This is a genomic window from Nonomuraea sp. ATR24 (assembly GCF_041950485.1).
Taxonomy (GTDB): domain Bacteria; phylum Actinomycetota; class Actinomycetes; order Streptosporangiales; family Streptosporangiaceae; genus Nonomuraea; species Nonomuraea ceibae.
In genome coordinates, this window is record NZ_JBGNUU010000018.1 from 154,194 (window position 1) to 177,197 (window position 23,004).

The 23,004-nt window shown below is 70.9% G+C and carries 18 protein-coding genes; 9 read left to right on the forward strand and 9 right to left on the reverse strand.

The window, feature by feature from the left end; translation table 11 throughout:
• Window positions 1-8: 8 nt before the first annotated feature.
• Window positions 9-1,322 (reverse strand): amidohydrolase family protein, encoded by a 1,314-nt coding sequence (locus tag ACBI99_RS34415; RefSeq protein WP_375074355.1) that lies wholly within the window; start codon window positions 1,320-1,322, stop codon window positions 9-11.
• A 150-nt stretch (window positions 1,323-1,472) separates the two neighbouring features.
• On the opposite strand from ACBI99_RS34415, the gene ACBI99_RS34420 reads away from it, so the two are divergent.
• Entirely contained in the window at window positions 1,473-2,489 is a 1,017-nt protein-coding gene (locus ACBI99_RS34420) for an Lrp/AsnC family transcriptional regulator (RefSeq protein ID WP_219505926.1), read from the forward strand.
• Here ACBI99_RS34420 and ACBI99_RS34425 read toward each other — a convergent pair.
• Window positions 2,480-3,109 carry a TetR/AcrR family transcriptional regulator gene (locus ACBI99_RS34425; protein WP_219505929.1) on the reverse strand — a complete coding sequence of 210 codons (630 nt, stop codon included), beginning with the start codon at window positions 3,107-3,109 and terminating at the stop codon, window positions 2,480-2,482. The genes ACBI99_RS34420 and ACBI99_RS34425 overlap by 10 nt on opposite strands.
• Before the next feature lie 130 nt (window positions 3,110-3,239).
• Between ACBI99_RS34425 and ACBI99_RS34430 the strand changes: the two genes are divergently transcribed.
• Window positions 3,240-4,094, forward strand: coding sequence for an enoyl-CoA hydratase/isomerase family protein (locus tag ACBI99_RS34430; protein WP_219505930.1), 855 nt, complete (start codon window positions 3,240-3,242; stop codon window positions 4,092-4,094).
• Between the two features lie 120 nt (window positions 4,095-4,214).
• Window positions 4,215-4,943 carry a hypothetical protein gene (locus ACBI99_RS34435; protein WP_375074356.1) on the forward strand — a complete coding sequence of 243 codons (729 nt, stop codon included), beginning with the start codon at window positions 4,215-4,217 and terminating at the stop codon, window positions 4,941-4,943.
• A gap of 548 nt (window positions 4,944-5,491) precedes the next feature.
• Here ACBI99_RS34435 and ACBI99_RS34440 read toward each other — a convergent pair.
• From ACBI99_RS34440 to ACBI99_RS34455, 4 genes are all read right to left on the reverse strand, one after another.
• Window positions 5,492-6,784, reverse strand: a complete 1,293-nt coding sequence (locus ACBI99_RS34440; RefSeq protein ID WP_219505934.1) for a homoserine dehydrogenase — start codon at window positions 6,782-6,784, stop codon at window positions 5,492-5,494.
• The gene (gene lysA / locus ACBI99_RS34445) at window positions 6,781-8,163 is read right to left on the reverse strand and encodes a diaminopimelate decarboxylase (protein ID WP_219505936.1); all 1,383 of its coding nucleotides are present in this window, start codon (window positions 8,161-8,163) and stop codon (window positions 6,781-6,783) included. The genes ACBI99_RS34440 and lysA overlap by 4 nt, the downstream gene beginning before the upstream one ends.
• A gap of 124 nt (window positions 8,164-8,287) precedes the next feature.
• Entirely contained in the window at window positions 8,288-8,908 is a 621-nt protein-coding gene (locus tag ACBI99_RS34450) for an anticodon-binding protein (protein WP_375074357.1), read from the reverse strand.
• A 4-nt stretch (window positions 8,909-8,912) separates the two neighbouring features.
• Complete coding sequence (locus tag ACBI99_RS34455; protein WP_246645044.1) at window positions 8,913-10,757, reverse strand: hypothetical protein; 1,845 nt, start codon at window positions 10,755-10,757, stop codon at window positions 8,913-8,915.
• Between the two features lie 70 nt (window positions 10,758-10,827).
• Here ACBI99_RS34455 and ACBI99_RS34460 point away from each other — a divergent pair, with 70 nt between their 5' ends.
• Window positions 10,828-12,462, forward strand: coding sequence for an asparagine synthetase B family protein (locus tag ACBI99_RS34460; protein WP_364179359.1), 1,635 nt, complete (start codon window positions 10,828-10,830; stop codon window positions 12,460-12,462).
• A gap of 272 nt (window positions 12,463-12,734) precedes the next feature.
• Entirely contained in the window at window positions 12,735-14,435 is a 1,701-nt protein-coding gene (gene treS / locus ACBI99_RS34465) for a maltose alpha-D-glucosyltransferase (RefSeq protein WP_219505951.1), read from the forward strand.
• On the opposite strand, the gene ACBI99_RS34470 is transcribed toward treS, so the two are convergent.
• From ACBI99_RS34470 to ACBI99_RS34480, 3 genes are read right to left on the reverse strand one after another with little or no spacing between them, the layout of a single operon-like run.
• Window positions 14,427-16,703 carry an FtsX-like permease family protein gene (locus ACBI99_RS34470; protein ID WP_375074358.1) on the reverse strand — a complete coding sequence of 759 codons (2,277 nt, stop codon included), beginning with the start codon at window positions 16,701-16,703 and terminating at the stop codon, window positions 14,427-14,429. The two genes, treS and ACBI99_RS34470, sit on opposite strands and share 9 nt — an antisense overlap.
• On the reverse strand, window positions 16,700-17,431 hold the full coding sequence (locus tag ACBI99_RS34475; protein WP_219505955.1) for an ABC transporter ATP-binding protein: 732 nt from the start codon (window positions 17,429-17,431) through the stop codon (window positions 16,700-16,702). Before ACBI99_RS34475 ends, ACBI99_RS34470 begins: the two co-directional genes overlap by 4 nt.
• Complete coding sequence (locus tag ACBI99_RS34480) at window positions 17,428-17,934, reverse strand: PadR family transcriptional regulator (protein ID WP_219505957.1); 507 nt, start codon at window positions 17,932-17,934, stop codon at window positions 17,428-17,430. Before ACBI99_RS34480 ends, ACBI99_RS34475 begins: the two co-directional genes overlap by 4 nt.
• A 129-nt stretch (window positions 17,935-18,063) precedes the next feature.
• On the opposite strand from ACBI99_RS34480, the gene ACBI99_RS34485 reads away from it, so the two are divergent.
• Genes ACBI99_RS34485 through ACBI99_RS34500 form a run of 4 tightly spaced genes read left to right on the forward strand, consistent with a single transcriptional unit; the run spans window position 18,064 to window position 22,932 of the window.
• A complete protein-coding gene (locus ACBI99_RS34485) occupies window positions 18,064-19,311 on the forward strand; it encodes an ABC transporter substrate-binding protein (protein ID WP_357583736.1) in 1,248 nt (415 codons plus the stop codon).
• A 7-nt stretch (window positions 19,312-19,318) separates the two neighbouring features.
• Window positions 19,319-20,647: an ABC transporter substrate-binding protein gene (locus ACBI99_RS34490; RefSeq protein ID WP_219505961.1), complete on the forward strand. Its 1,329-nt coding sequence runs from the start codon at window positions 19,319-19,321 to the stop codon at window positions 20,645-20,647.
• 6 nt (window positions 20,648-20,653) lie between these two features.
• On the forward strand, window positions 20,654-22,036 hold the full coding sequence (locus tag ACBI99_RS34495; RefSeq protein ID WP_219505963.1) for an ABC transporter permease subunit: 1,383 nt from the start codon (window positions 20,654-20,656) through the stop codon (window positions 22,034-22,036).
• Complete coding sequence (locus ACBI99_RS34500) at window positions 22,033-22,932, forward strand: carbohydrate ABC transporter permease (protein ID WP_219505965.1); 900 nt, start codon at window positions 22,033-22,035, stop codon at window positions 22,930-22,932. Before ACBI99_RS34495 ends, ACBI99_RS34500 begins: the two co-directional genes overlap by 4 nt.
• Window positions 22,933-23,004 lie beyond the last annotated feature (72 nt).

A 23,004-nucleotide genomic window follows, 5' to 3' on the forward strand; every position in this document is an offset into this window, starting at 1 on the left:
CGCTGGGCTCAGGGGCGTGCCCCGGCGTGCGGTCCGTTCCGTCCGGCTGCTCGCGGCTCCGCAGGGGGGAGGGCGAGCCTGTGGATGACGCCCTGCTGGGCGACCAGGGCGATGTTCTCCGGCGCCGACAGCACGCCGATGTCCCGCAGGGGATCGCTCGCGCAGAGGACGAGGTCGGCGGCGTATCCGGTGCGCAGGGTCCCGAGCGTGTCCTCCACGCCGAGCAGATGGGCGCCGGCCGACGTCGCCGCGCGGATGGCCTCCATCGGCGACATCCCCAGCTCCACCAGGCACGAAAGCTCGAAGAGGTTCTGCCCGTGCGGGGTGATCCCGGCATCCGTGCCCGCCGCGATGCGCACCTTCCGCGCGATGGCCTCGGCGAGGTTCTCCTTGGCCAGCTCGTTCCAGCGCAGCTTCTTCTGGTAGCGCCACGGCGTGGTGGTGCGCGGGTCCAGCGGCTGGAAGACGGCCGACAGGGTCGGCACGAGGAAGGCCCCCTTCGCCCCGATGAGGTCGCAGCCCTCGTCGTCGATGCCGAAGCCGTGCTCGACCGAGCGGACACCGCCGCGGATCGCGGCCAGGATGCCGGCCCGTCCCTGCGCGTGCGCGGCGACGGGGCGTCCGCCGTGGCGCCGCGCCTCGTCCACGACCGCCGCGATCTCCTCGTCGAGCAGATCCTGGTCGTCGGGGTCGTCGTGCGCGCTGCTGATGCCGCCGCTCGTGCAGATCTTGATCACGTCGGCGCCGGACCGGAGCATCCGCCGCGCGGCCTTCCGTACGCCGGGCACGTCGTCGGCGAGCTCGCAGTAGCCGAGACCGAGGCTCCTGCCGCCGGGCAGGGTGTCGTCCGCGTGGCCGCCGGTGTGGCTGATGACGCCGACCGAGGTCTGCACGCGCGGCCCGGCCACCAGTCCCGTGGCGACGGCGTCGCGGAACGCGGCGGGAAGCCCGCCCAGATCCCGGACCGACGTGATCCCTGACGCGAGCGTGCGGCTCAGGCGTTCGGCGGTCCGGAGCGTCGCCAGGACGGGGTCCGTCAGCAGGGCGGTCTCCACGAGCGAACGGTCGGAGGGCAGGCCGAGGTGGGTGTGGCAGTCGAACAGCCCAGGCAGCAGCGTGCCGCCGCGTCCGTCGATCACTCTGACGTCCGGGTGCGCCTCGGGGGCCTGGGCGGCGGGGCCCGCGTAGGTGATCCAGCCGTCGGCGTCGGACTCCAGGACGGCGTCGTCCACCACGTCATCGCTGACGCCGTCGATGAGCCGTACGTTCTCGACCCGCAGCGCGGCCCCGCCCCGTTCGAATGTCGCCTGTCCGAGTCCCACGCGCTCTGAACCCCCTCGTCCGGCCTGCGTTCTCACGCCGGCTGCCGGTTGTGTCGGTTCTCGTCACGGTAGGGTGATCCTGCGATTCGGCCGCGATATCGCAGGTAATCTCCATTGACTGCTTGATTCGCGCAGGAAAGTTCGAGTGAGGTGGCCGCTACGTCCTATGACGAGCTCGACGTCGCCATCGTCGACGCCGTGCGATCCGCGCCGCGCGCGAGCTGGCGGAGCCTCGGGGAGGTTCTCGGGGTCGACCCGGTGACCGTGAGCCGGCGCTGGGCGCGCCTGGAGTCCGAGGGGGTCGCCTGGGTCGCCGCCCACCCCTCGGGACACGCGACCCCGGCGTGCGCGCTGGTGGAGATCGACTGCGCGCCGGGGCGGACGACCGAGGTCGCGCGTACGCTCGCGGAGCACCCGCAGGCCGCCACCGTCAAGGTGACCGGCGGCGCACGAGACGTGCTCGTGCTGGCGCAGGCGCCCGACCTCGCCTCGCTCTCGGTCTATCTCCTCGACCTCGTGGGGCGGGTCCCCGGGATCGCGAAGATCCGCAGCCATGTGGTCACCCGGTCGATCCTGCAGGCGAGCAACTGGCGGGAAGGCGCGCTCGACCCGGAGCAGCGACGCCGCCTCGGCCCGGCCACGGAGCCGGGGTCAGGAAGGGCCGACGCCGTCGACCGGACCGACCTGCGTATCGTCCGCGCGCTGCACCTCGATGGGCGGATGTCGTTCGAACGGCTCGCCGAGCAGGTGGATCTCGGGCCGGTGTCGGTACGTCGCCGGTTGTCGCGCCTCCAGGAGGCGGGGCTCATCCGCTTCCGCTGCGACATCTCCCGGCATCTGTCCGGCCGGTCGGTCTCGGCGGTGTACTTCGGCTCCCTGGACGTCCAGGACATGCGAGCGGCGGAGAAGCGCATCCGTTCCTTGCCGGGGGTCCGGGCCTGCACGTTCGTCGCGGGGCCGTTCAACGTGACGGTCGACGCGTCGTTGCGGTCGGCGGCCGAGGTGCACGACCTCGAATGGCGCATGAGCCAGGAGTTGCCGGCCCTGCGCGTGCAGGACCGCTCCGTCGTGCTCAGCATGACCAAGCTGCTGGGCCGGGTCCTGGACGCGGAGGGTCGATCCGTACGCGCCGTGCCGCTGGTGTTCGACGAGGGCGATCAGCCGTAGGCGCGCAGGAAGGCGTCCACCCCGTCGACGATGATCGCCAGGATCTCCTCGACCTCGGCGTCCTTCCTGGTCTCGAGTGCCTCCAGCGCGAGGCTGAGCGTCAGGGCGGTGTAGTGCCGGGCCATCAGACGGGGGTTCGCGGCGCGGATCTTCCCCTGGTCCGCCAGTGCGGCGAAGCGTTCCTCCAGCATCAGGTCCGGACGGTCGCGCTCGGCCTCGGCCAGTTGCGGTATCGACCACCGTTGCGAAGTCAGCCGCCGGAAGGTCAGGTACGCGGGCGACGGGAAGGTCTGCGTGACGATGCGCCGGCCGAAGGCGGTCAGCGCGTCGCGCAGGTCGCGGCCCGGGCTCAGCTCCTCGTCGATCGCGGCGCGTACGGTGTCGGCGAGCGTGTCGTTCACCCGCTCGAGCACGCGCAGGAAGATCGTCCCCTTCTCGCCGAAGTGGTCGTAGACGGTGCGCTTGGAGACCTGCGCCCGGGCCGCGATCGCGTCGACGCTCGTCCGCTCGTAGCCCTCGGCGATGAACAGGTCCTCCGCGGCATCCAGGATCGCCGCCTTCTTGCCCTCCGACCGTCGACGGCGTCCTGGCGTCTGAACCGCCGCTATACCCCTCGACATGATCTCAGCGTACGGCACCAGATGAAAGCACACTGACAAGTGTGCTTTTATGGGGATGCCCGCCGCATGCCCGGCGAGCGCACCCCGGCACCGCCCGCGGCGGTGCCCCTGCCGCATGGAGGTAGTGAGCATGGCATTCGATCCGGCAGACCACTGGGAGGGCTACCTCGCCCCGCCCGCCTTCGACGAGTACGCGGCCAGGTACGCGGACTTCTTCCGCATGAGGCGCGAAGACGGCATCATCGAGGTCCGCCTGCACACGAACGACGGCCCGTACGCCCACACCGCCGCCGCGCACAACGCGTGGCCGCGCGTGTGGCAGGAGATCGGCAACGATCCGGAGAACCACGTCCTGATCATCACCGGCACCGGCGGCAGGTGGATGACGGGCGACCCCAAGGGGCTCAACCCCAAACCCGCCTCCGAGCTGGACCCGGACCACATCTACCAGCGCATGGCGGACGGCTGGAAGCTCATCGAGAGCTTCGTCAACAACATCGACATCCCGACGATCGCCGCCGTCAACGGTCCTGGCGTGCACACCGAGTTCGCGATGATGAGCGACATCACGCTCGCCGCGCCGGACGCCGACTTCATGGACCCGCACTTCTGGCTCGGCTCCCCGCCGGGAGACGGCCAGGGCATGGCCCTCCAGACGCTGATGGGCATCAAACGCGCCGCGTACTACATCTACGCCGCCAAGCCGATCCCGGCGGACAAGGCTCTTGAGTGGGGCATCGTCAACGATGTGCTCCCGCGCGAGCACCTCCTCGACCGCGCCTGGGAACTGGCCAGATTCATCATGAAGCGGCCGCGTTACACCAGGTGGGCCACTCACAACATCGTGTCCCGGCACTGGAGGAAGGTCGTCGCCGAGGACTTCGGCTTCCACATGGCGCATCAGATGCTCGCCAACGTCGCCAGCAAGTCCCGGGTGCCCGACCCGGACCTGTTGGCCGACTCCGAGGCCCGCAAGCTGTTCTGACCGAAAGCCCCACGATCGGAGCCCTCCGCCATGCCCGACCCCTCGCAACCGCTTTCGCGCCTCCTCACGGACGCGGCCGGGCGACTCCGCCCCGAGTCGCCCTGGCTCGTGGTCGCCGCGGTGCCGGCACATCCGGCGCCGGCCGAGCTCCCCGCACCGAGCGGGGAGGACCTGCGGCGATGGCTCAGGCGACACGTCGCGCACTGGCCGGCTCCCATCGCCATCGGCGCGGAGCCGCCACAACCACGCCCGGACGGCGCGCTGGCCTTCGCGCCGTCACGGCGTCCGGGCCACCCGGCCGCCGGCGGGTACTACTGCGAGTTCCACCCGGACGGCTCCGCGCTCGCAGGACTGCAGGTGGGGACGCTGCGCGACAGCCCTGCCGACGGCCGCAAGGTCTGGGCGCTCGGCGAGGGCGCCGTCGCGTGGATCACCGTCGCGCTGGTGCGCCTCCTGGCGGCGAACGCCGCACGAGCCGTAGGGGAACGCATTGCCTCACCCACCGCCCAGCTCGCCGTCGAAGCGGCCCTCATCCCCGCTACCGACGCCGAACACGCGGCGCCGATAGAGGTGTGGAATCACGCCGGCACAACGTACGGCCCGGCGGGAGACCGCCGGCTCACCGGGACCGCCTCCGCTCGCCACCTCGCCGACCTGGCGACGTGCCTGTCACCCGCGCTCACGACGGCGGTACGACCGCTCATCGTCGATCTGCTGCGCCGGTTCGGACTTTCCGGGTCACGCCACATCGACCCCGCCGGGGTCCTCCGGCGCGACCATTTCACCGGCTATGACCAGGAGATCCACGCGTGGGCCGACGCGATCGGCGTCCCCTCCCGCTCCGGCTGAGGCCGGACGGGTCGATGACGACGAATCCGTTTCGGCGGTGACATCGTCCTGGCGCCGTGAGGAACATCGGGTCCTCACGGTGCCAGGTCGCGGTCCCGCTGAACCGGTCACCGGGCAGGAGATTCCCGACACCGGGCAGCGCGACGCCCCGGCGCTCCCCCGCGCGGAACGGCGCCGCGCAGATCGGCCACAGGGGCACGACCATGCTGCCGCCGATGTCCACCGCCAGACAGGACCGGTCGCCGACCCACGTCAGCCGCCCGCTGAAGGGCACGCGGGCACCCTCCTGTGTGTCGTGTACGAGGATCTGCGGATCCGCGCCGATCATGCACACGGCGGCCCGGCGCGCTGTCGTGGGCGGTGATGCGAGGACGGGCCGGGCCGGCGTGCCTGACATGCTCGGCAGTAGGGCAAGGCCGGCGAGCGTGGCGGCGAAGAACCACGACCTCATGGCTGCCTCCCCTGGCAGGGCTCCCCCGGACCACACGGCCCGAGCCCGCCGGGTGCGAAGCGCCTGACGGGCGAGGACCTTCGCGGGAACAGGGGCCCTACTCGTCCCCCTCCACCCGCATCACGCTGGCGATGGCCCGGACGATGTCGAGCTCCCGCAGCCCCTCCATGGTCGCCGTCAGGGCGGCGTCGGTGGCCCGGTGGGTGACGATGACGAGCTGGGCGTCGTCACCGTGCCCTTCCTGCCTGACCGTCTGGATGGACACGTCGTGCTTGGCGAACAGCTCCGCCACCCGGGCCAGGACGCCGGGCTTGTCGGCCACGTCGAGGGCCACGTGGCAGCGCGTGACGGTCTCCCCCATGGGGTGGACGGTCAGCGAGGCGTAGGTGGACTCCTCGGGCCCGCGGGTGCCGGCCAGGCGGTTGCGGGCGACGGCGACGAGGTCGCCGAGGACGGCGGAGGCCGTGGGGGCGCCGCCGGCGCCCTTGCCGTAGAGCATGAGCTGCCCGGCCGACTCGGCCTCGACGAAGACCGCGTTGTACGCCTCCCGTACCCCGGCGAGGGGGTGGGTGCGCGGGATCATGGCCGGGTGGACGCGGACGCCGATGGAGCGGCCGTCGTCGGAGCGGGCGCAGATGGCCAGCAGTTTGATGACGTAGCCCATGGCCTTGGCGGAGGCGACGTCGGTGGCGGTGATCTCGGTGATGCCTTCGCGGTGCACCTGTTCGGCGGTGACGCGGCTGTGGAAGGCGAGCCCGGCGAGGATGGCGGCCTTGGCGGCGGCGTCGAAACCTTCGACGTCGGCGGTGGGGTCGGCTTCGGCGTAGCCGAGGGTCTGGGCCTCTTCGAGGGCGTCGGTGAAGGACGCCCCGGTGGAGTCCATCTTGTCGAGGATGTAGTTGGTGGTGCCGTTGACGATGCCGAGGACGCGGTTGACGTGGTCGCCGGCGAGGGATTCGCGCAGCGGGCGCAGCAGCGGGATGGCACCGGCGACGCTGGCTTCGAAGTACAGGTCGCCGTTGCCGGTGCGGGCGGCCTCGTGGAGGGCCGCGCCGTCCTCGGCGAGCAGCGCCTTGTTGGCGGTGACGACGGACTTGCCGCGGGACAGGGCGGCGATGATGAGGGAGCGGGCGGGTTCGATGCCGCCGATGACCTCGATGACGATGTCGATGTCGTCGCGCGTGACGAGGGCTTCGGCGTCGGTGGTGAGGAGGGCGGGGTCGACCTCGACGTCACGCTTGCGGCCGAGGCGGCGTACGGCGACGCCGGCGAGCTCCAGGGGGGCGCCGATGCGGGCGGTCAGGTCGTCACGCTGCTCGTGGATGAGCCTGATGACCTGGGAGCCGACGACGCCGCAGCCCAGCAGGGCCACCTTCAACGGTTTGCTCATAGTTGCCCCCTCAGCAGGTCGTCCTCGGTCTCGCCCCGTACGATCACCCGCGACTGCCCGCTGTTGACGGCGACGACGGCGGGCCTGGGCAGGTAGTTGTAGTTGCTGGCCAGCGACCGGCAGTAGGCGCCGGTGGCGGCGATCGCGATCAGGTCGCCGGGCGCGAGGTCTGCGGGCAGGTAGCAGTCGCGCACGATGATGTCGCCGCTCTCGCAGTGCTTGCCGACGATGCGGCTGAGCATGGGCTCGGCGCTGCTCTCGCGGCTGGCGAGCACGGCGGTGTACTCGGCGCCGTAGAGGGCCGTGCGCACGTTGTCGCTCATGCCGCCGTCGATGCTCACGTACGTGCGGAGCCCTTCGACGTTCTTGACGGTGCCGACTTCGTACAGGGTGATGCCGCCGGGGCCGACGACGGCGCGGCCGGGCTCGACGGTGAGGCGGGGGACGGGCAGGCCCGCGTCGGTGCAGACCTTGCGGACGATCTCGCGCAGGCCGTCGGCGATGCGCTTGACGTCGAGGGCCTCGTCGCCGTCGAGGTAGGCGATGCCGTAGCCGCCGCCGAGGTCGAGCTCGGGGAGCACGACGCCGTGCTCGTCCTTGATCTGGACGAGGAGGGTGGCCAGGCGGCGGGCGGCGACCTCGAACCCGGCCACGTCGACGATCTGGGAGCCGATGTGGGAGTGGAGGCCGACGAGCTCCAGCGACGGGAGCTGGAGGATGCGGCGGACGGCCTCGGCGGCGGCGCCGGCGTTGAGCGAGAGGCCGAACTTCTGGTCGTCGTGGGCGGTGGCGATGAACTCGTGGGTGTGGGCCTCGACCCCGGTGGTGACGCGGATCATCACCTTGGGTCGCAGGCCGCGCTGCTCGGCGAGGTAGCCGAGGCGGGCGATCTCCTCGAAGGAGTCGACGACGATGTGGCCGACTCCGGCGTCGAGGGCGCGGGTGAGCTCGGCGGCGGACTTGTTGTTGCCGTGCAGGGTGATGCGTTCGGCGGGGAAGCCGACGCTGAGGGCGACGGCGAGCTCGCCGCCGCTGGCCACGTCGAGGCCGAGCCCTTCGGCCTCCAGCCAGCGGACGATCTCCTTGCACAGGAAGGCCTTGCCGGCGTAGTGCACGTCGGAGCCCTGGAAGGCGGCCGCGTAGTCGCGCATGCGCGAGCGGACGTCCTCCTCGTCGAGGACGTAGAGGGGGGTGCCGTGCTCGCGGGCCAGGTCGCGTACGTCGGCGCCGCCGATCGTGAGCGCGCCATCGGTCCGGCTCGACGTTCGGGGCCAGATCGCGGGGTTGATCCGGTTGAGGTCGTCGGGCGCCAGCGGGGGGCGCTCGTGGGGCGGCGTCTCGGCGTGCCGGTCCCCGGCAGGATGGGCGAATCGACTCACCCGATCGAGGCTATCGGACCCGGTGTTCACCACGGACCCGATGCCCACGTATCGAGACGCGATCACCGCCCAAACGCGAATATTTTACGATTTTTCACCGTTTGGCCGGATATTTTGTGATCCCTCAGAGCCGATCCGGCCCCACCAGCACATCCCGTACGGCCCGCGCCAGCCTCACCCGGGCCCCGTGCAACGGCCCGGCGGGCGTGTCGCCGATCGGCACGGCCGGGGCGTGCTCGTGCGCGTCGTGGTAGGCGAGCGCCAGCCGCACCAGGAAAGCCTCCCACCCCGGGTCGCGGCTCGCCAGCCGTCCGGGCACCTCGGCCAGCGCCCGCAGCACCGCCCGGTCGCGGGGATCGTCGAGCAGCTCGGGCCGGAACTCCTCCGGAACCCACAGCTCCCGCCCCCACCGCTGCACCGCCACCGCCCTGGCATGGGCGTAACGCACCACGAATCCGGGGTTGTCCCACGTACGAGGAAAGTCCGGCCAGCCGGGATCGCGGAGCTCCAGCGGCTCGATCTCGGTCACCAGCTCCCCCGGCACGGGCACCACCACGCGCAGGAACCCGTTGCCCCGCACCTCGACCGGCCCCACGCCGGGCAGCTCCCGCACCCGCGCGGCCAGCTCGGCGGCGGGGACGCGGCGGCGCAGCGCGGCGGCCGACACGTAGGCGGCCTCCCGCTCCCACGTGCCGTCGGGCACCGGCGGCTCGCCGAGCACCCCGGCCAGCCGCCCGGGCGTCACGGGCTCAGATGAGCGCGTGCGGCTCGGCGGAGCCGTACTCGACCAGGTGGGCGGCGCCCAGCAGCCACCGGTCCTCGTCGCGGACGCGCACGTAGCCGAAGCGGTCGGCGGAGAAGACCTTGATCCCGTCCTCGCGGCAGCGGCGCATGAGCACCTCGTCCCAGCCGTCGGTGAGGTCGGCGAAGCCGAGCTCGCGCAGCGTGTTGCGGCGGGCGAGCAGCGTGCCGCCGGTGATCTCCGGCAGGTACGTGTACTCGGCGTCGGGCTGCTTGAGCAGCGTGGCCTGCGGCTTGCGCAGGTGGGCGTAGAAGGCGGCCTTGCCGACGATGTCGGCGGTGCCGAACAGGAACGCCCGCCGCAGGTCGGTCAGGTAGTGGGAGCCGTAGACGTCGCGCGGGTCCATGACCGCGACCAGGTCGGCCTCGCACAGGTCGAGGCCGCGGCCGAGCATCGCGCCGACGGTCATGCCCGGCTGCAGCGGCCGGTGGATGACGTCGGCGCCGGGCAGCGTGTCGCGGGCCCGCTGCTCGGCCTCCGGCGGGCCGATGACGATGAGCTGGGTGATGCCGCTCTGCCGGCCGACCTGGGCCAGCGCGTGCTCCATGCGGGTCGCGTCGGGGACGGCCAGCAGCACCGACACGTCGAGCGTGGCGCGGGCGCTGGGCAGCCCGATCGTCTCCAGGAGCGCGTCGACGTGCTCGGTCATGGTGCCGGAGGCGTAGGCGCGGCGCAGGGCGACGTGCGCCCGGCGGCTGTCGGGGTCGTCGCCGATCGGCGTGCCGCAGGCGGCGAGCTCGGCCAGCCGCCACGTCGGGGTGCCGGGCGGGCAGGTGACCGCGGCCGGCCAGCGGTAGGAGGTGAGCACGTCCGGGTAGGCCAGGTGGTCCGGCAGGAGCTGGTCGAGGCTGAGCACCCGGTCGATGCGCCCGCCGGCCAGCGGCAGCGGGTTGTGCACGCGCGGCTGCACGCCGAACGGCAGCCTCGGCCAGGCCACGGCCGGGTCGGCGGAGAAGCGGTGCTCGAACAGCCCGGCCGAGGCGGCGAAGTCGGCGGGGTCGCCGTGCGTGTGCCAGAACACGGTCCGGATGCCGCGCTCGGCGCACCAGGCGAGCAGCGCGCGCAGCCCCTCGCCCGGCTCGCCCAGCAGCTCTTCGGCCCACGGCCCCTGCGTGACGGACTCGACCAGCAGCAGGTGCGGCACCTCCTGCGGCAGCACCCGGGCGAAGTCGCGCGGGGTGAAGCCGGTGGTCTGCCGCCATTCGTAGCGCAGCAGCGCCTCGGCGTGCGGCTCGGCGACGACCGCCGCGGTGATGTGCGGGCGGGTGTTGGGGCCGGTCGGCACCCGGTAGGGCTTGAGCTTGAAGGAGGCGCCGCCGAGCGTGCGGGTGGTGGCGGTGGCCTGGTAGGCGGCGCCGGGCCGCTCGTCCTGGGCCCTGGCGGCGGCCACGGGCTTGCGCTTGGGCGCGGTCGGCCGCTTGACCGGCCGGGCGGCGCCCTTGAGCTCCTTGGCCAGGCGGACCGGGTTGCTCTTGCCGGTCTTGATGGCGTCGCCCAGCCGGTTCCAGCGGGCGACCTTGATCGAGGAGAGCTTCCAGTTGGCCACCTCGGCCTGGTAGCGCTGCTCGGCGAGCTCCTTGCGGAGCTTGTCGGCGGCGGCGCGCTCGTCGGCCAGGCGCTCCTCGGCCTCGCTCAGCCGGTCGGCGAGGGCCTTGACCTCCTCGGCACGGCTCTCGGCCTCGGCCAGCCTGCTCTGGGCGGCGTCCAGCAGCCTGGCCAGCTCCGCCGCGTGCTCGGCCTGCGCGACCGCCTCACGCAACGCCCTGCGCGTGCTTTCCAGCTCGGTAGACAACAGGACCTCCGTCTCTCAGCCCGGCAAAGGATACTCTTTTGCGGGAAGCGCCTCGAAGGGATGAGATCCGGTGCAGTTCAACGTACGACCCTACGTCTGCGGCGGTCTCGGCCGGATCGACACCGCGGTGCTCGGCAAGCTGTCGGCCGCGGGCCCGCGGGTGCGTCCCGCTCTCCAGACGGCCGAGGCGGCCCTGTTCAGCTCGGCGCCGCTGCCGCCCTACCGGCGCTCGGGCGAGGCGTTCGCGTTCGCCTGGGGCGAGCGCAGGCCTGCCGGCGAGAGCGACTGGATGACGGTCGCGGAGACGTACGAGGCTCCGGGCCTGATGGGCGACGGCCCGCGCGTCACGCTCCACACGGGCGCGCTGGGGCTGGTCGACGTCTATTACGTACGGGTGGGCGAGGCGGTCTACTTCTCGTCCCTGATCGAGCCGCTGCTGTCGCTGGCGCCGGTCGAGATCGACTGGGCGGCCTGGGCGTCGATCCTTCAGGTGACGTTCCCGCTGGGCGAGGCGACGCCCTACCAGCGGATCAAGCGGCTGCCCGGCTCCAGCGCGCTGGTGTGGGACCAGGGCAGGCTGTCCACCGAGCGGCGCCTGCCGCGCTGGCTGCGCACCGAGCCGTACGAGACGTGGACGAGCGCCGGGGAGATCCTGGAGCTGCTGCACGAGGTCTACAAGGACTACGACGGGCGCAAGCTGCTGGTGCCGATCAGCGGCGGCTACGACTCGCGGCTGCTGGGCAGCGTGGCCAAGGCGCGCGGGTTCGACGTGGAATCGTGGACGACCAGCCCCGACGACGGCACCGACACCGACATCGCCTTCGCCCGGGCCATCACCCGCGAGCTGGGCATCCCGCACCGGGTGATCGAGCAGGACCCGGCCGCCTACCCGGACGACGCCGTGGAGGTGGCGCGCAGGCTCGAATACCTGACGCCGCATCACGCCTGGTACGCGCCGTTCGCCAAGGAGGTGCACCAGGCGGGGCGGGTGCTGGTCGACGGGCTGGCGGGCGGGCCGCTGCTGAAGAACTTCATGGTCAGCGGCGCCGCCCTGGAGGCCACGACGCAGGCCGAGCGGTCGGCGGCGGTGCTGGGCTCGCTGAGCCTGGGCGCGCCGTCGCAGCCGTTCCTGTCGAAGGCGGCGGCGCAGTGGATGGCCGAGACCGTGCAGGAGCAGTTCCTGGCGGCCACCTCGATGCTCCACGGGCACCGGGCCGAGCTGCCGCTCTCGGTGCTCCACACGCGCACGGTGCGGGGCATCGCGCGCTCGGCGGTCAACCTGGTGGGGCCGGAGGCGTCGTTCGCGGCGCCGTTCATCCATCCCGACTTCTTCGACGCCGCGCTCTCGGTCGGCGTGGCGCGCAAGGCGCAGGGCCGCTTCTACCGCGAGGTGCTGCACGCCGCCAACCCGCGCGTGGCCGCGCTGCCCTCGACGAACGTGGTCAAGCAGCCGCTGCGGCGGGTGCCGCTGCGCTCCACGGCCGCGCCCGCGCGCGCCTACTCCCACCGCATGCTGGACGTGGTGGCGACCCGGGTGCCGGGGCTGCTGTCGGACGAGCTGCACGAGGTGGTGGCGGGCGGGCCCGACGCGCTGACGCGGTTCAACGGCTGGAACGACCGGTTCTGGGTGCGCGGTCTGGTGCTGTTCGGGCTCTGGCTGAGCGACTTCGAAAGCGAGCTGGACGACCTGTCTGCCCCCTTCTAGTTACAGGGAGAAGAACGGTCGGTAACATCACGATTACACAGCGATCTCTTGGGTATTACAGCTCGCACAGCACAAGCGGGTTCCGGAAAGCCAACGGGCTGGTAGTGTTCGGCCCGTAAGCGCCGCACAAGCGGGCACCGGATCACAAATCCGGTCCTGTCGAGGGCATGGGATCGCAGGGATGACGACCCAGGCGGCGCGGTCACCAGAGATAACAACGCCGGGGAAACCGGTGACTTCGTCCTGCCCACATCTCCTTCTGTGAGCGACATATGATCAACGCATCCCCAACGCCGGAGCCGGTCGCCGAGACCTTCATTTCGGAAGACCCGTCCTGGTACAAGCGGGCGGTGTTTTACGAGGTGCTCGTCCGGGGGTTCAAGGACTCCAACGGCGACGGCACCGGAGACCTTCGCGGCCTCGTGGAGAAGCTGGACTATCTCGAATGGCTCGGCGTCGACTGCCTGTGGCTGTTGCCGCTGTACGAGTCACCGCTGCGTGACGGCGGTTACGACATCTCCGACTACATGAAGATCTTGCCGGACTTCGGCGACCTCGCCGACTTCATCCAGCTGATCGAGTCGGCGCACGAGCGCGGCCTGCGAATCATCACGGACCTGGTGATGAACCACACCAGCGACCGTCATCCCTGGTTCCAGGCATCCCGGCACGACCCCGAGGGGCCGTACGGCGACTTCTACGTGTGGGCGGACGAGCCGACCGCATACCCCGACGCGCCGATCATCTTCATCGGCGCCGAGGAGTCCAACTGGACCTACGACCCGGTGCGCAAGCAGTACTACTGGCACCGGTTCTTCCACCACCAGCCGGACCTCAACTACGACAACCCGGCGGTCCAGGAGGCCATGCTGGAGGTCCTGCGCTTCTGGCTGGACCTGGGCATCGACGGCTTCCGCCTGGACGCGGTCCCGTACCTGTTCGAACGGGAGGGCACCGCGTGCGCCGGCCTGCCGGAGACGCACGCGTACCTGAAGAAGATCCGCGCCGAGGTCGACCGGCTCTACCCCGACCGGGTGCTGCTGGCCGAGGCCAACGGCTGGCCGGAGGACGTCGTCGAGTACTTCGGCGACCCCACCACCGGCGGCGACGAGTGCCACATGGCGTTCCACTTCCCGCTCATGCCGCGCATCTACATGGCGGTCAAGAAGGAGACGCGCGAGCCGATCTCGGAGATCATGTCGCGCACGCCCAAGCTGCCCGACTGCGCCCAGTGGGGCATCTTCCTGCGCAACCACGACGAGCTCACGCTCGAGACGGTGACGGAGGAAGAGCGCGACTACATGCACAGCGAGTACGCCAAGGACCCGCGCATGCGGGCCTACCTGGGCATCCGCCGTCGCCTGGCGCCGCTGCTCGACAACGACCGGGACCGCATCGAGCTGTTCACGGCCCTGTTGCTGAGCCTGCCGGGCTCGCCGGTCATGTACTACGGCGACGAGATCGGCATGGGCGACAACATCTGGCTGGAGGACCGTGACGCGGTCCGCACGCCGATGCAGTGGAGCCCCGACCGCAACGCGGGCTTCTCCACGGCCGACCCGGGGCGGCTCTACCTGCCGGCCGTCATGGACCCGATCTACGGGTTCCAGGCGGTCAACGTGGAGTCGCAGCAGAGAAACGAGGGTTCGCTGCTCCACTTCACCCGGCGGATGCTGCAGATCCGGCGCGACCACCCGGTGTTCGGCGTCGGCGCCTACACGGAGATGTGGTCGTCGAACCCGGCCGTCCTGACCTACGTCAGGGAGGACGGCGACGACATCATGCTGTGCGTGAACAACCTGTCGAAGTTCCCGCAGCCGGTCGAGCTGGACCTGCGCAGGTTCGAGGGCATGACGCCGGTGGAGGCGCGCGGTGGCGTGCACTTCCCCGTCGTCGGCGAGCTGCCCTACCTGCTCACGCTGCCGGGGCACGGCTTCTACTGGTTCGCGCTGAAGAAGCTCCCTTCAGCGTGAGGTGACGGGCACCTGGGCACGGGCCGCCCGCCGCGCGGGAATCAGCGCGACGGCGAGCGCCGTGCCCACGGCCACCAGCACGGCGACGGTCAGCGTCATGGCCGAGGGCGGACGGGCGATCCCGGCGCCCACCCCGCTGGTGTGGCCCTGAAGGTCGATCAGCCCGGTCACGACCGACGCCCCGACCGCCGCGCCCGCCCCCACGCCCAGCACCACGAGCAGCCCGGTGCCGGTCACCAAGGTGGCCATCACCTGGCGCGGCGTCAGCCCCATCGCCTTGAGCACTGCCAAGTCGAAGGCGTGGTCGCGCAGGCCGAGCGCGCTGGCCGTGAGCAGGTTGGCCAGCCCGATCAGCGTGAGCACGGCGATCAGGGCCACGATCACCACCCGGATGACCGCCAGCCGGTCGGCCGGGTTGACCACGATCTGCACGTCCAGGCTCTCCGACGACTCGGTGAGCAGCCTCCCGGCCACCTCCGACGGGTCGGCGGACGGCTTGAGGGCGAGCGCGTAGAACTCGGGCGGCACGGTGTCCTTGGCGGCCAGGCTGTCCAGCCCGACCGACAGCACCTCGCCGTCGGAGTCGGGCTCGATGGCCCGGCCGACGATCCGCACGATCAGCGGCGAGCCGCCCACGGTCAGCCGGACCCGGTCGCCGATCTTCACACCCAGCAGGTCGAGCAGCCCCTGCCCGGCGACCGCCTCACCCGGCTCGGCGTACATGCGGCCCTCGACGACGGGGAACGGGTAGGGGTCGGTGGTGGAGCCGCCGATGGCGCGCACCCGCACCGAGCGGCCCTCTCCGGGGGCCAGCGCGTTCACCTCGACGCCCGGGTAGACGGCCCGCACGTCGCGGTCGGCGCGCACGTGGCGCTCGGCCTCGACGGCGGTCAGCTTGCCGGGCCCGACGTGCAGGGCGGCGTGCTGGCCGACCTGCTCGGGATGGCCGGCGAAGTTGTCCAGCGTGGCCCACACGCCCAGCCCGATCGTGATCATCATCATCGGCACGGCCAGCCCGAACGCCGTCAGGAACGCCGGCACCCGCCGGGTGAAGGCGTCGCGGGCGCCCAGCACGAGCGCCGGAGGCAGGCGTACCAGGAGGGCGAGCCTGGCCAGCCGGGACAGGTGGCCACGCGGTGGCAGGGCGGGCGCGGCCGGGATCGGCGGCGTGCGGCCGCCGCGCCAGGCGGGCAGCCCCACGGCGGCCAGTACGACGAGCGCGGTGCCCGCGAGGATGGCCAGCACCGGCATGGGGGCGACGGAGGTGGTGCCGAGCACCGCGACCGTGCCGCCCCACCCGGCCAGCGTGCCGACGGCGATGCCGAGCAGGCCCAGCGCGCCGTGCTCGACCAGCAGCAGCAGCGCGATCTGGCCTCTGGTGAAGCCCATCGACTTGAGCGTGGCCAGGTCGCGGAGCTGGCCGAGCACCCGGCCGCCGGCCGCGTTGGCCAGCGCGAGCGCGGCGGCGACCAGCCCGACGACGCCGAACAGCGCCAGCAGCGTGCCGAGCAGCCGGTTGTCCAGCTCCATCGCGGCGCGGATCTCCCGCCAGGTGTAGAGGCGCTGGAGCTCGTCGTCGAGCATGACCACGACCCGCTGCGAGACGACCTGGGCCGACTCGGCGTCGGTCAGGCGCAGCCCGGTCACCCACTGGCTGCGGCCGAGCATCGGCTCGACCCGGTCCAGGGTCTCGGGCAGCACCCAGGCCAGGCCGGGCGTCCATTCCGGGTAGAAGCCCTGCTCGGCGGAGTCGGCGATGCCGCGTACGTGCAGGCTGTGGCGCTCGCCGCTGAGCGCGATGATCGTGAACGGCGCGCCGATGCGCAGGCGCAGGGCGCGGGCGTAGGAGCGTTCGACGACGACGCCGCCGGGCTCTGCGGCGTCGAGCCAGCGGCCCTCGGTCACCACCGGGTGGGCCACCGCGGGCGGCTTCGCCGGCAGGGCGCGCAGCTCGGCGGGCTCCTTCTTGCCGTCCTGGACGACGGTGGCAGGCGCCGAGCGGTAGGGGCCGGCGGCGCTGGTGACGCCGTCGATCTCGCGGGTGGCGACGACCTGGGCGGTGCTGTCCTTGGTGTAGAACCACACGTGCGCGCCCTCGGTCTGGGCGAACAGCCCGCGCCAGGGGTTGGTGCCGTCCTCCAGCAGGGTGACGGCGGCGATCAGCGCGGCCACGATGGCGGCCACGACGAGCACGGTGAGTGTCGCCTGGCCCTTCCTGGCCCGCAGGTCTGCCCGGATCCAGCGGATGCCCGCCCGGGTGGTGCTCATCGGAGGTCGATCACCGCGCCCGCGGTGCCGGTGCGGCGCCGGGTGATCCGGCCGTCGTCGACGACCTCGCCGTCGTGCAGGGCCACGACCCGGTCGGCCAGCCCGGCGACGCGGGCGTCGTGGGTGACCATGACGATGGTCTGGCCGTCGCGGTGCACCTCGCCGAGCAGACGCAGCACGTCGCGGGTGTTGCGGCTGTCGAGGTTGCCGGTGGGCTCGTCGGCCAGCAGCACGCTGGGCTTGTTGGCCAGGGCCCGGGCGAGCGCGACGCGCTGCTGCTCGCCGCCGGAGAGCCGGGCGGGCGGGGCGTCGGCACGGTCGGCCAGGTTGAGCGCGCCGAGCAGGTGCCGGCTGCGCTCGCGGGCCTCGCGCGGCGAGGCGCCGCCCAGCAGGGCCGGCAGCTCGACGTTGTCGGCCACGGTCATGCTGGCGACCAGGTTGAAGAACTGGAAGACGAAGCCGATCTTCTTGCGGCGCAGCAGGGCCCAGGCACTCTCGGAGAGCGTGTCGGCGCGGGTGCCGTCGATCCAGATCTCGCCGCTGGTGCGGGTGTCGAGGCCGCCCAGCATGTGGACGAGCGTAGACTTGCCCGACCCGGACGGGCCCATGACGGCGATGAACTCACCCGGCTCGACCTGCAGATCCACCCCGCGGACGGCGTGCACGGGCACGGCGCCGCCGGAGTAGACCTTCACCAGGTTGACCGCCTTGAGGGCGGGATCACTCATGCCAGGTCCTCCTGACAACGTTCGAGCCAGTCCAGATCGGCTTGCAGATGCAGCATGGCACCCTCGATCAGCAGCAGCGCCACCCGGTCCTCGGGCGGGGTGCGGGCCATCAGGTCGTTGAGGTCGCCCATGAGCGACAGGTAGTGGCGGCGCTGGCGGTTGATCAGCGCCATCCGGTCGGCGATGCCGGTGAGCGGGGCCAGCACGAGCTTCATGAAGAACTCGTCACGCACCCGGGGCCCCTCGGTGGGCTCGTCCGCCCAGAGGGTGAGCACGTCACGCCCCTTGGCGGTGCAGTAGTAGACCTTCTTGTTGGGCCGGTTGGACTGCTCGACGTCGACCGCCCTGACCAGGCCGTCCTTCTCCAGGCGGCCCAGCGTCACATAGATCTGGCCGATGTTGGGCGAGGGGTAGGCGCTGCCGAACGTCTGCTCGAGGGCCTGTTTGAGCTCATAACCGTGGGCAGGCTCCTTGGCCAAGAGCGCCAGCAGGTGAAGCCGCACACCTCACCTCCCCGCGCGTTACGGATGCGTTACATGGCCAGCAGTTGACCTTCAGATTACATGTATGGATAACATGCATGCATCTACCTAACACGAATGTAGCCCCCTCTAAACCTGGAGGAAATCGAGGTGTTTCGCCCATTTGCTGTTGCTCTGGCCGTTCTTGCGGCGGCCGGGTGCGCGGCGGCGGGCGAAACCGGCGGCGGCGAGCCGGGAACGGGCGGCACTGGCCCGATCACCTTCGCCACCGGGCGCGACACCACGGCGTACCTGCAACCCCTGCTGGACCGCTGGAACCAGGCCCACCCGGCCGAGAAGGTGACGCTGCTCGAGCTGCCCGAGGCCGCCGACGAGCAGCGCGCTCAGATGGTGGCCAACCTCCAGGCCCGCAGCAGCCGCTACGACGTCCTCGGCCTGGACGTGGTGCTGACGGCGGAGTTCGCGGAGAACGGCTGGATCATCCCCTTGGAGCGCGGGTACTTCCCGCTCGACAAGTTCCTGCCGCCTGTCGTGGACACCGCGGTCTACAAGGACAAGCTCTGGGCCGTGCCGTACACGAGCAATGCCGGGCTGCTGTACTACCGGACCGACCTCGTGAAGAAACCGCCCAGAACCTGGGCGGAACTTCGCGAACAAGCCCAGGAGATTACGAAAAAACACGATATTGAGGGTTATGCCGGGCAGTTCCTCGCGTACGAGGGACTGACCGTCAACTTCTCCGAGGCCGTGCAGTCCGCCGGCGGCCAGATCCTCGGCCCTGACGGCGACGAGGTGACGCTCGACACCGCCAAGGCCGCGACCGCGCTGGGGTTCCTGCAACAGGGCCTGCGCGAGGGCTGGATCCCGGAGGAGTCCCTGAACTACAAGGAGGAGGAGTCCCGCCTGGCCTTCCAGGAGGGCCGGCTCGCCTTCGCCCGCAACTGGCCGCACGCGTACGGCCCGGCCAGGAGCAGGCTCGGCGAGAAGATGGCGGTGACCAGGCTGCCCGGGCTCGACGGGCCCGGCTCCAGCTCGCTGGGCGGCAGCAATCTGGCCATCAGCGCCTACTCCAGGCACCAGCACACGGCTCGTGAGTTCATCCGCTACTTCACGAGCCTGGAGAACGAGCGCCGTGTCCTCACCGAGGGGTCCTTCCCCCCGGTGTGGGCCGAGCTCTACGACGACCCCGAGCTGATCAAGCGCTTCCCCTACCTGCCCGTGCTCAAGGAGAGCATCCTCGCCGCCAAGCCGCGGGCTGCCAGCGCCAACTACAACCAGCTCAGCCTGGTGATCGCCAGCTCGGTCGCCAAGGCGCTCAACCCCCCGTTCAAGGACACGGCCGACGACGTCGCGGCGTCCTTGAAAGCCGAACTCGAAGAGATCATCAGAACCCAGTGAGGCAGCCATGCGAAAAGGCAGAGCAGCAGCGATCCTGGCCGGACTGGCCGTAGCAGTCGCGGCCTGCGGCAACGCGCCGACCACCAACGACCCGGCGGCCTCGGCCCCCGCCTCGGGCGAGGCCACGAGCGGCGCCAAGACGCTCGAAGGCGTCACGCTCGAGGTCGCGGCGAAGTGGACCGGCGAGGAGCAGAAGAACTTCGAGCAGGTGCTCAAGGCCTTCTCCGAGAAGACCGGCGCGAAGGTCACCTACGCCTCCACGGGCGAGGACACCGGCGCCTACCTGGGCCCGCGCATCCAGGGCGGCAGCCCGCCCGACGTGGCGATCCTGCCGCAGCCCGGCCTGGTCCAGCAGTACGCCGACCAGAAGGCGCTCAAGCCGCTCACGGCCGACGTCACCAAGGAGATCGACGCCAACTACACGCCGTACTGGAAGGAGCTCGGCTCCGCGGACGGCCAGGTCTACGGCGTGCTGATCAAGGCGGCGCACAAGTCGCTGGTCTGGTACCGCGACCAGGCGCTCAAGGACGCCGGCGTGCAGCCCCCCACCACGTGGGAGGAGCTGGTCAAGACCTCGCAGACGATCGCCGACTCCGGCACCGCGCCGCTCTCCCTCTGCGGCGCCTCCGGCTGGACGCTCACCGACCTGTTCGAGAACGTCTACCTCTCCTCGGCCGGTCCCGAGAAGTACGACCAGCTCGCCAAGCACGAGATCCCGTGGACCGACGCGAGCGTCACGACGGCCCTGGAGAAGATCAAGGAGCTCGTCAGCAAGGACGAGTACCTGGTCGACGGCCGCTCCAACACGATGCAGACCGACTTCCCGACCTGTGTCACCAAGGTCTACGGCCAGGACAAGGCCGCCATGGTGATCGAGGCCGACTTCGTGGCCGTCACGGCCGTCGAGTCCGGCGCCAAGGTCGGCGAGGAGGCCAAGTACGTGCCGTTCCCGAAGGTCGGCGAGACCGCCCCGGTCGTGCTCGGCGGCGACGTCGCGGTGGCCATGAAGGACTCCCCCGGCGCGATGGCGCTGCTGCAGTTCCTGGCCTCCAAGGAGGGTGGCGAGATCTGGGCCAAGCTGCCCGGCTACCTGTCCCCCAACCGCAACGTCTCGCCCGACAACTACCCGGACCCGCTGACGCAGGAGCTCGGCAAGACGATCATCTCGGCCGGCGAGACCGTCCGCTATGACATGTCCGACCTCGCGCCCAGCGCCTTCGGCGGCACCGACGGCAAGGGCGAGTGGAAGATCCTCCAGGACTTCCTGCGCGACCCGTCCGACATCAAGGGCGCCCAGGAGGCGCTCGAAGCCGAGGCCAAGAAGGCCTGGAAGTAAAGAGGAATGGCCGTGACCGAAAGGTTGGACGGCCCGAAGGTCCCGCCCGAGAGCACCTCGGGCGGGCCTGCCTCCGGACCGGCTGATACCCCCCGTAAGAAAAGCCGCCTCGGCCCCTCCCCGTGGCTCGCGATCGCCTTCCTGCTCCCGGCAGCGGTGCTGCTGGGGGTCTGGGTGGTCTATCCCATCGGGTTCTCGATCGTCCGAAGCCTGTACGACGCGTCGAACACGCAGTTCGTCGGGCTCGACAACTTCGCCACGATCTTCAGCGACGGCAACATGTTGCGGACCATCCGCAACAACCTCATCTGGGTGATCGTCGCGCCCATCGTGGTCACCACGCTGGGCCTGATCTTCGCGGTGCTGACCGAGCGCATCCGCTGGTCGACCGCGTTCAAGCTGATCGTGTTCATGCCGATGGCCGTCTCGCTGATGGCCGCCGGCGTCATCTTCAGGCTGGTGTACGACGGCGACCCGGACAAGGGTGTGGCCAACGCCATCCTGACCACCGTGCACGACACGTTCTCCTCCTCCCAGGGCTACCCGGAGGCCCGCCCGCGTGAGGGCGAGCAGTCGCCGGTCGCGGCCGAGGGCGGCGGCGTCGTCACCAAGCAGCCCGTGCAGGCCGGCCAGCCGGTGCTCATCCCGATCGTCGGCGTCAAGCCGGAGGTGCTGCCCTCCGACGCCGCGCCGGCCAAGGCGCCCGCCGGCGGCGACACCCTGTCCGGCACCGTCTGGTTCGACTTCACCCCGGGCGGCGGCGGCGTCAACGGCCAGCTCGACGGGAGCGAGAAGGGCCTGCCGGGGATGACCGTCGAGGCGGTCAGCGACGGCAAGGTGGCGGGCACCGCCACGACGGCCGAGGACGGCACGTTCGCCTTCGACGGCCTGCCCGCCGGCTCCTACACGCTGCGGCTGCCGCAGTCGAACTTCGAGGGGGCCTACAACGGCCTGGCCTGGCTGGGCCCGACACTCATCACGCCGGCGATCATCGGCGCGTTCGTCTGGGTGTGGGCCGGATTCGCGATGGTGCTGATCGCGGCGGGTCTCGCGGCGATCCCGCGTGACGCGCTGGAGGCCGCCCGCATCGACGGCGCCTCGGAGTGGCAGGTGTTCAGGAAGATCACCGTGCCGCTGCTGTCGCCGGTGCTGCTCGTCGTCTTCGTGACGATGATCATCAATACGCTGAAGGTGTTCGACCTGGTCTTCATCATCGCGCCGTCGTCGGTCCAGCCGGAGGCGAACGTGATCGCGCTGGAGATGTGGCGCGTGGCGTTCGGCGGCGGGAACAACCAGGGACTCGGCAGCGCGCTGGCGATCTTCCTGCTCATCCTGGTGCTGCCCTTCATGGTCATGAACATCCGCAGGTTCAAGAGGGGAGAGTCATGACCACCGCGACCGCATCCGCACCCCGCGGGGCGCACGCGGGAGCCCCGCGCCGGAGCTTCGCCGGCCGCATCGTCGACCGCCTCGGCAGCGGCGCCGTCCAGGTCGTGATGATCCTGCTGGGCCTGTTCTGGCTGGTGCCCACGCTGGGCCTGCTCGTGGTCTCGCTGCGCTCGGTGGAGACCAACACCGCCGAGGGCTGGTGGACGATCTTCACCAAGCCCGCCGAGCTCACCCTTGAAGGCTACGCGAACCTGCTGGCCAGCGGCTTCACCGCGTCGTTCTGGAACACGATCGCGATCACCGTGCCGACCACGATCCTGGTGATCGGCATCGCCGCGATGGCCGCCTACGCGTTCGCCTGGATGGAGTTCCGGGGCCGCGACACGCTCTTCCTGGTCGTGGTCGGGCTGCTCATCGTGCCGATCCAGATCGCGCTGATCCCCGTGGCCGCCCTCTACGGCCAGGCGGGCATCTTCGGCTCGATTCCCGGCGTGGTGCTGTTCCACGTGGCGTTCGGCCTGCCGTTCGCGATCTTCCTGCTGCGCAACTTCTTCGTCGGCATCCCGGCCTCGCTGCTGGAGGCGGCGCGGATGGACGGGGCGCCGGAGTGGAAGATCTTCGTCTCGGTGGTGTTCCCGCTGGGCAAGCCGGCGATCGCGTCGCTGGGCATCTTCCAGTTCCTGTGGGTGTGGAACGACATGCTCATCGCGCTGGTCTTCGCCAACACCGAGAACCAGCCGATGACCAAGGCACTGCAGTCGCAGATGCGGCAGTTCGGGACGAACATCGACGTGCTGTCCTCCGGGGCGTTCCTGTCGCTGATCATCCCGCTGATCCTCTTCTTCGCCTTCCAGCGCTACTTCGTCCAGGGCATGATGGCCGGCTCGGTCAAGTAGCCCCACCCGAGCTCACGGGCGTCCGGCACGACCGGGCGCCCGTGATCATTTCTCCCGGTTCGGTACGCATGC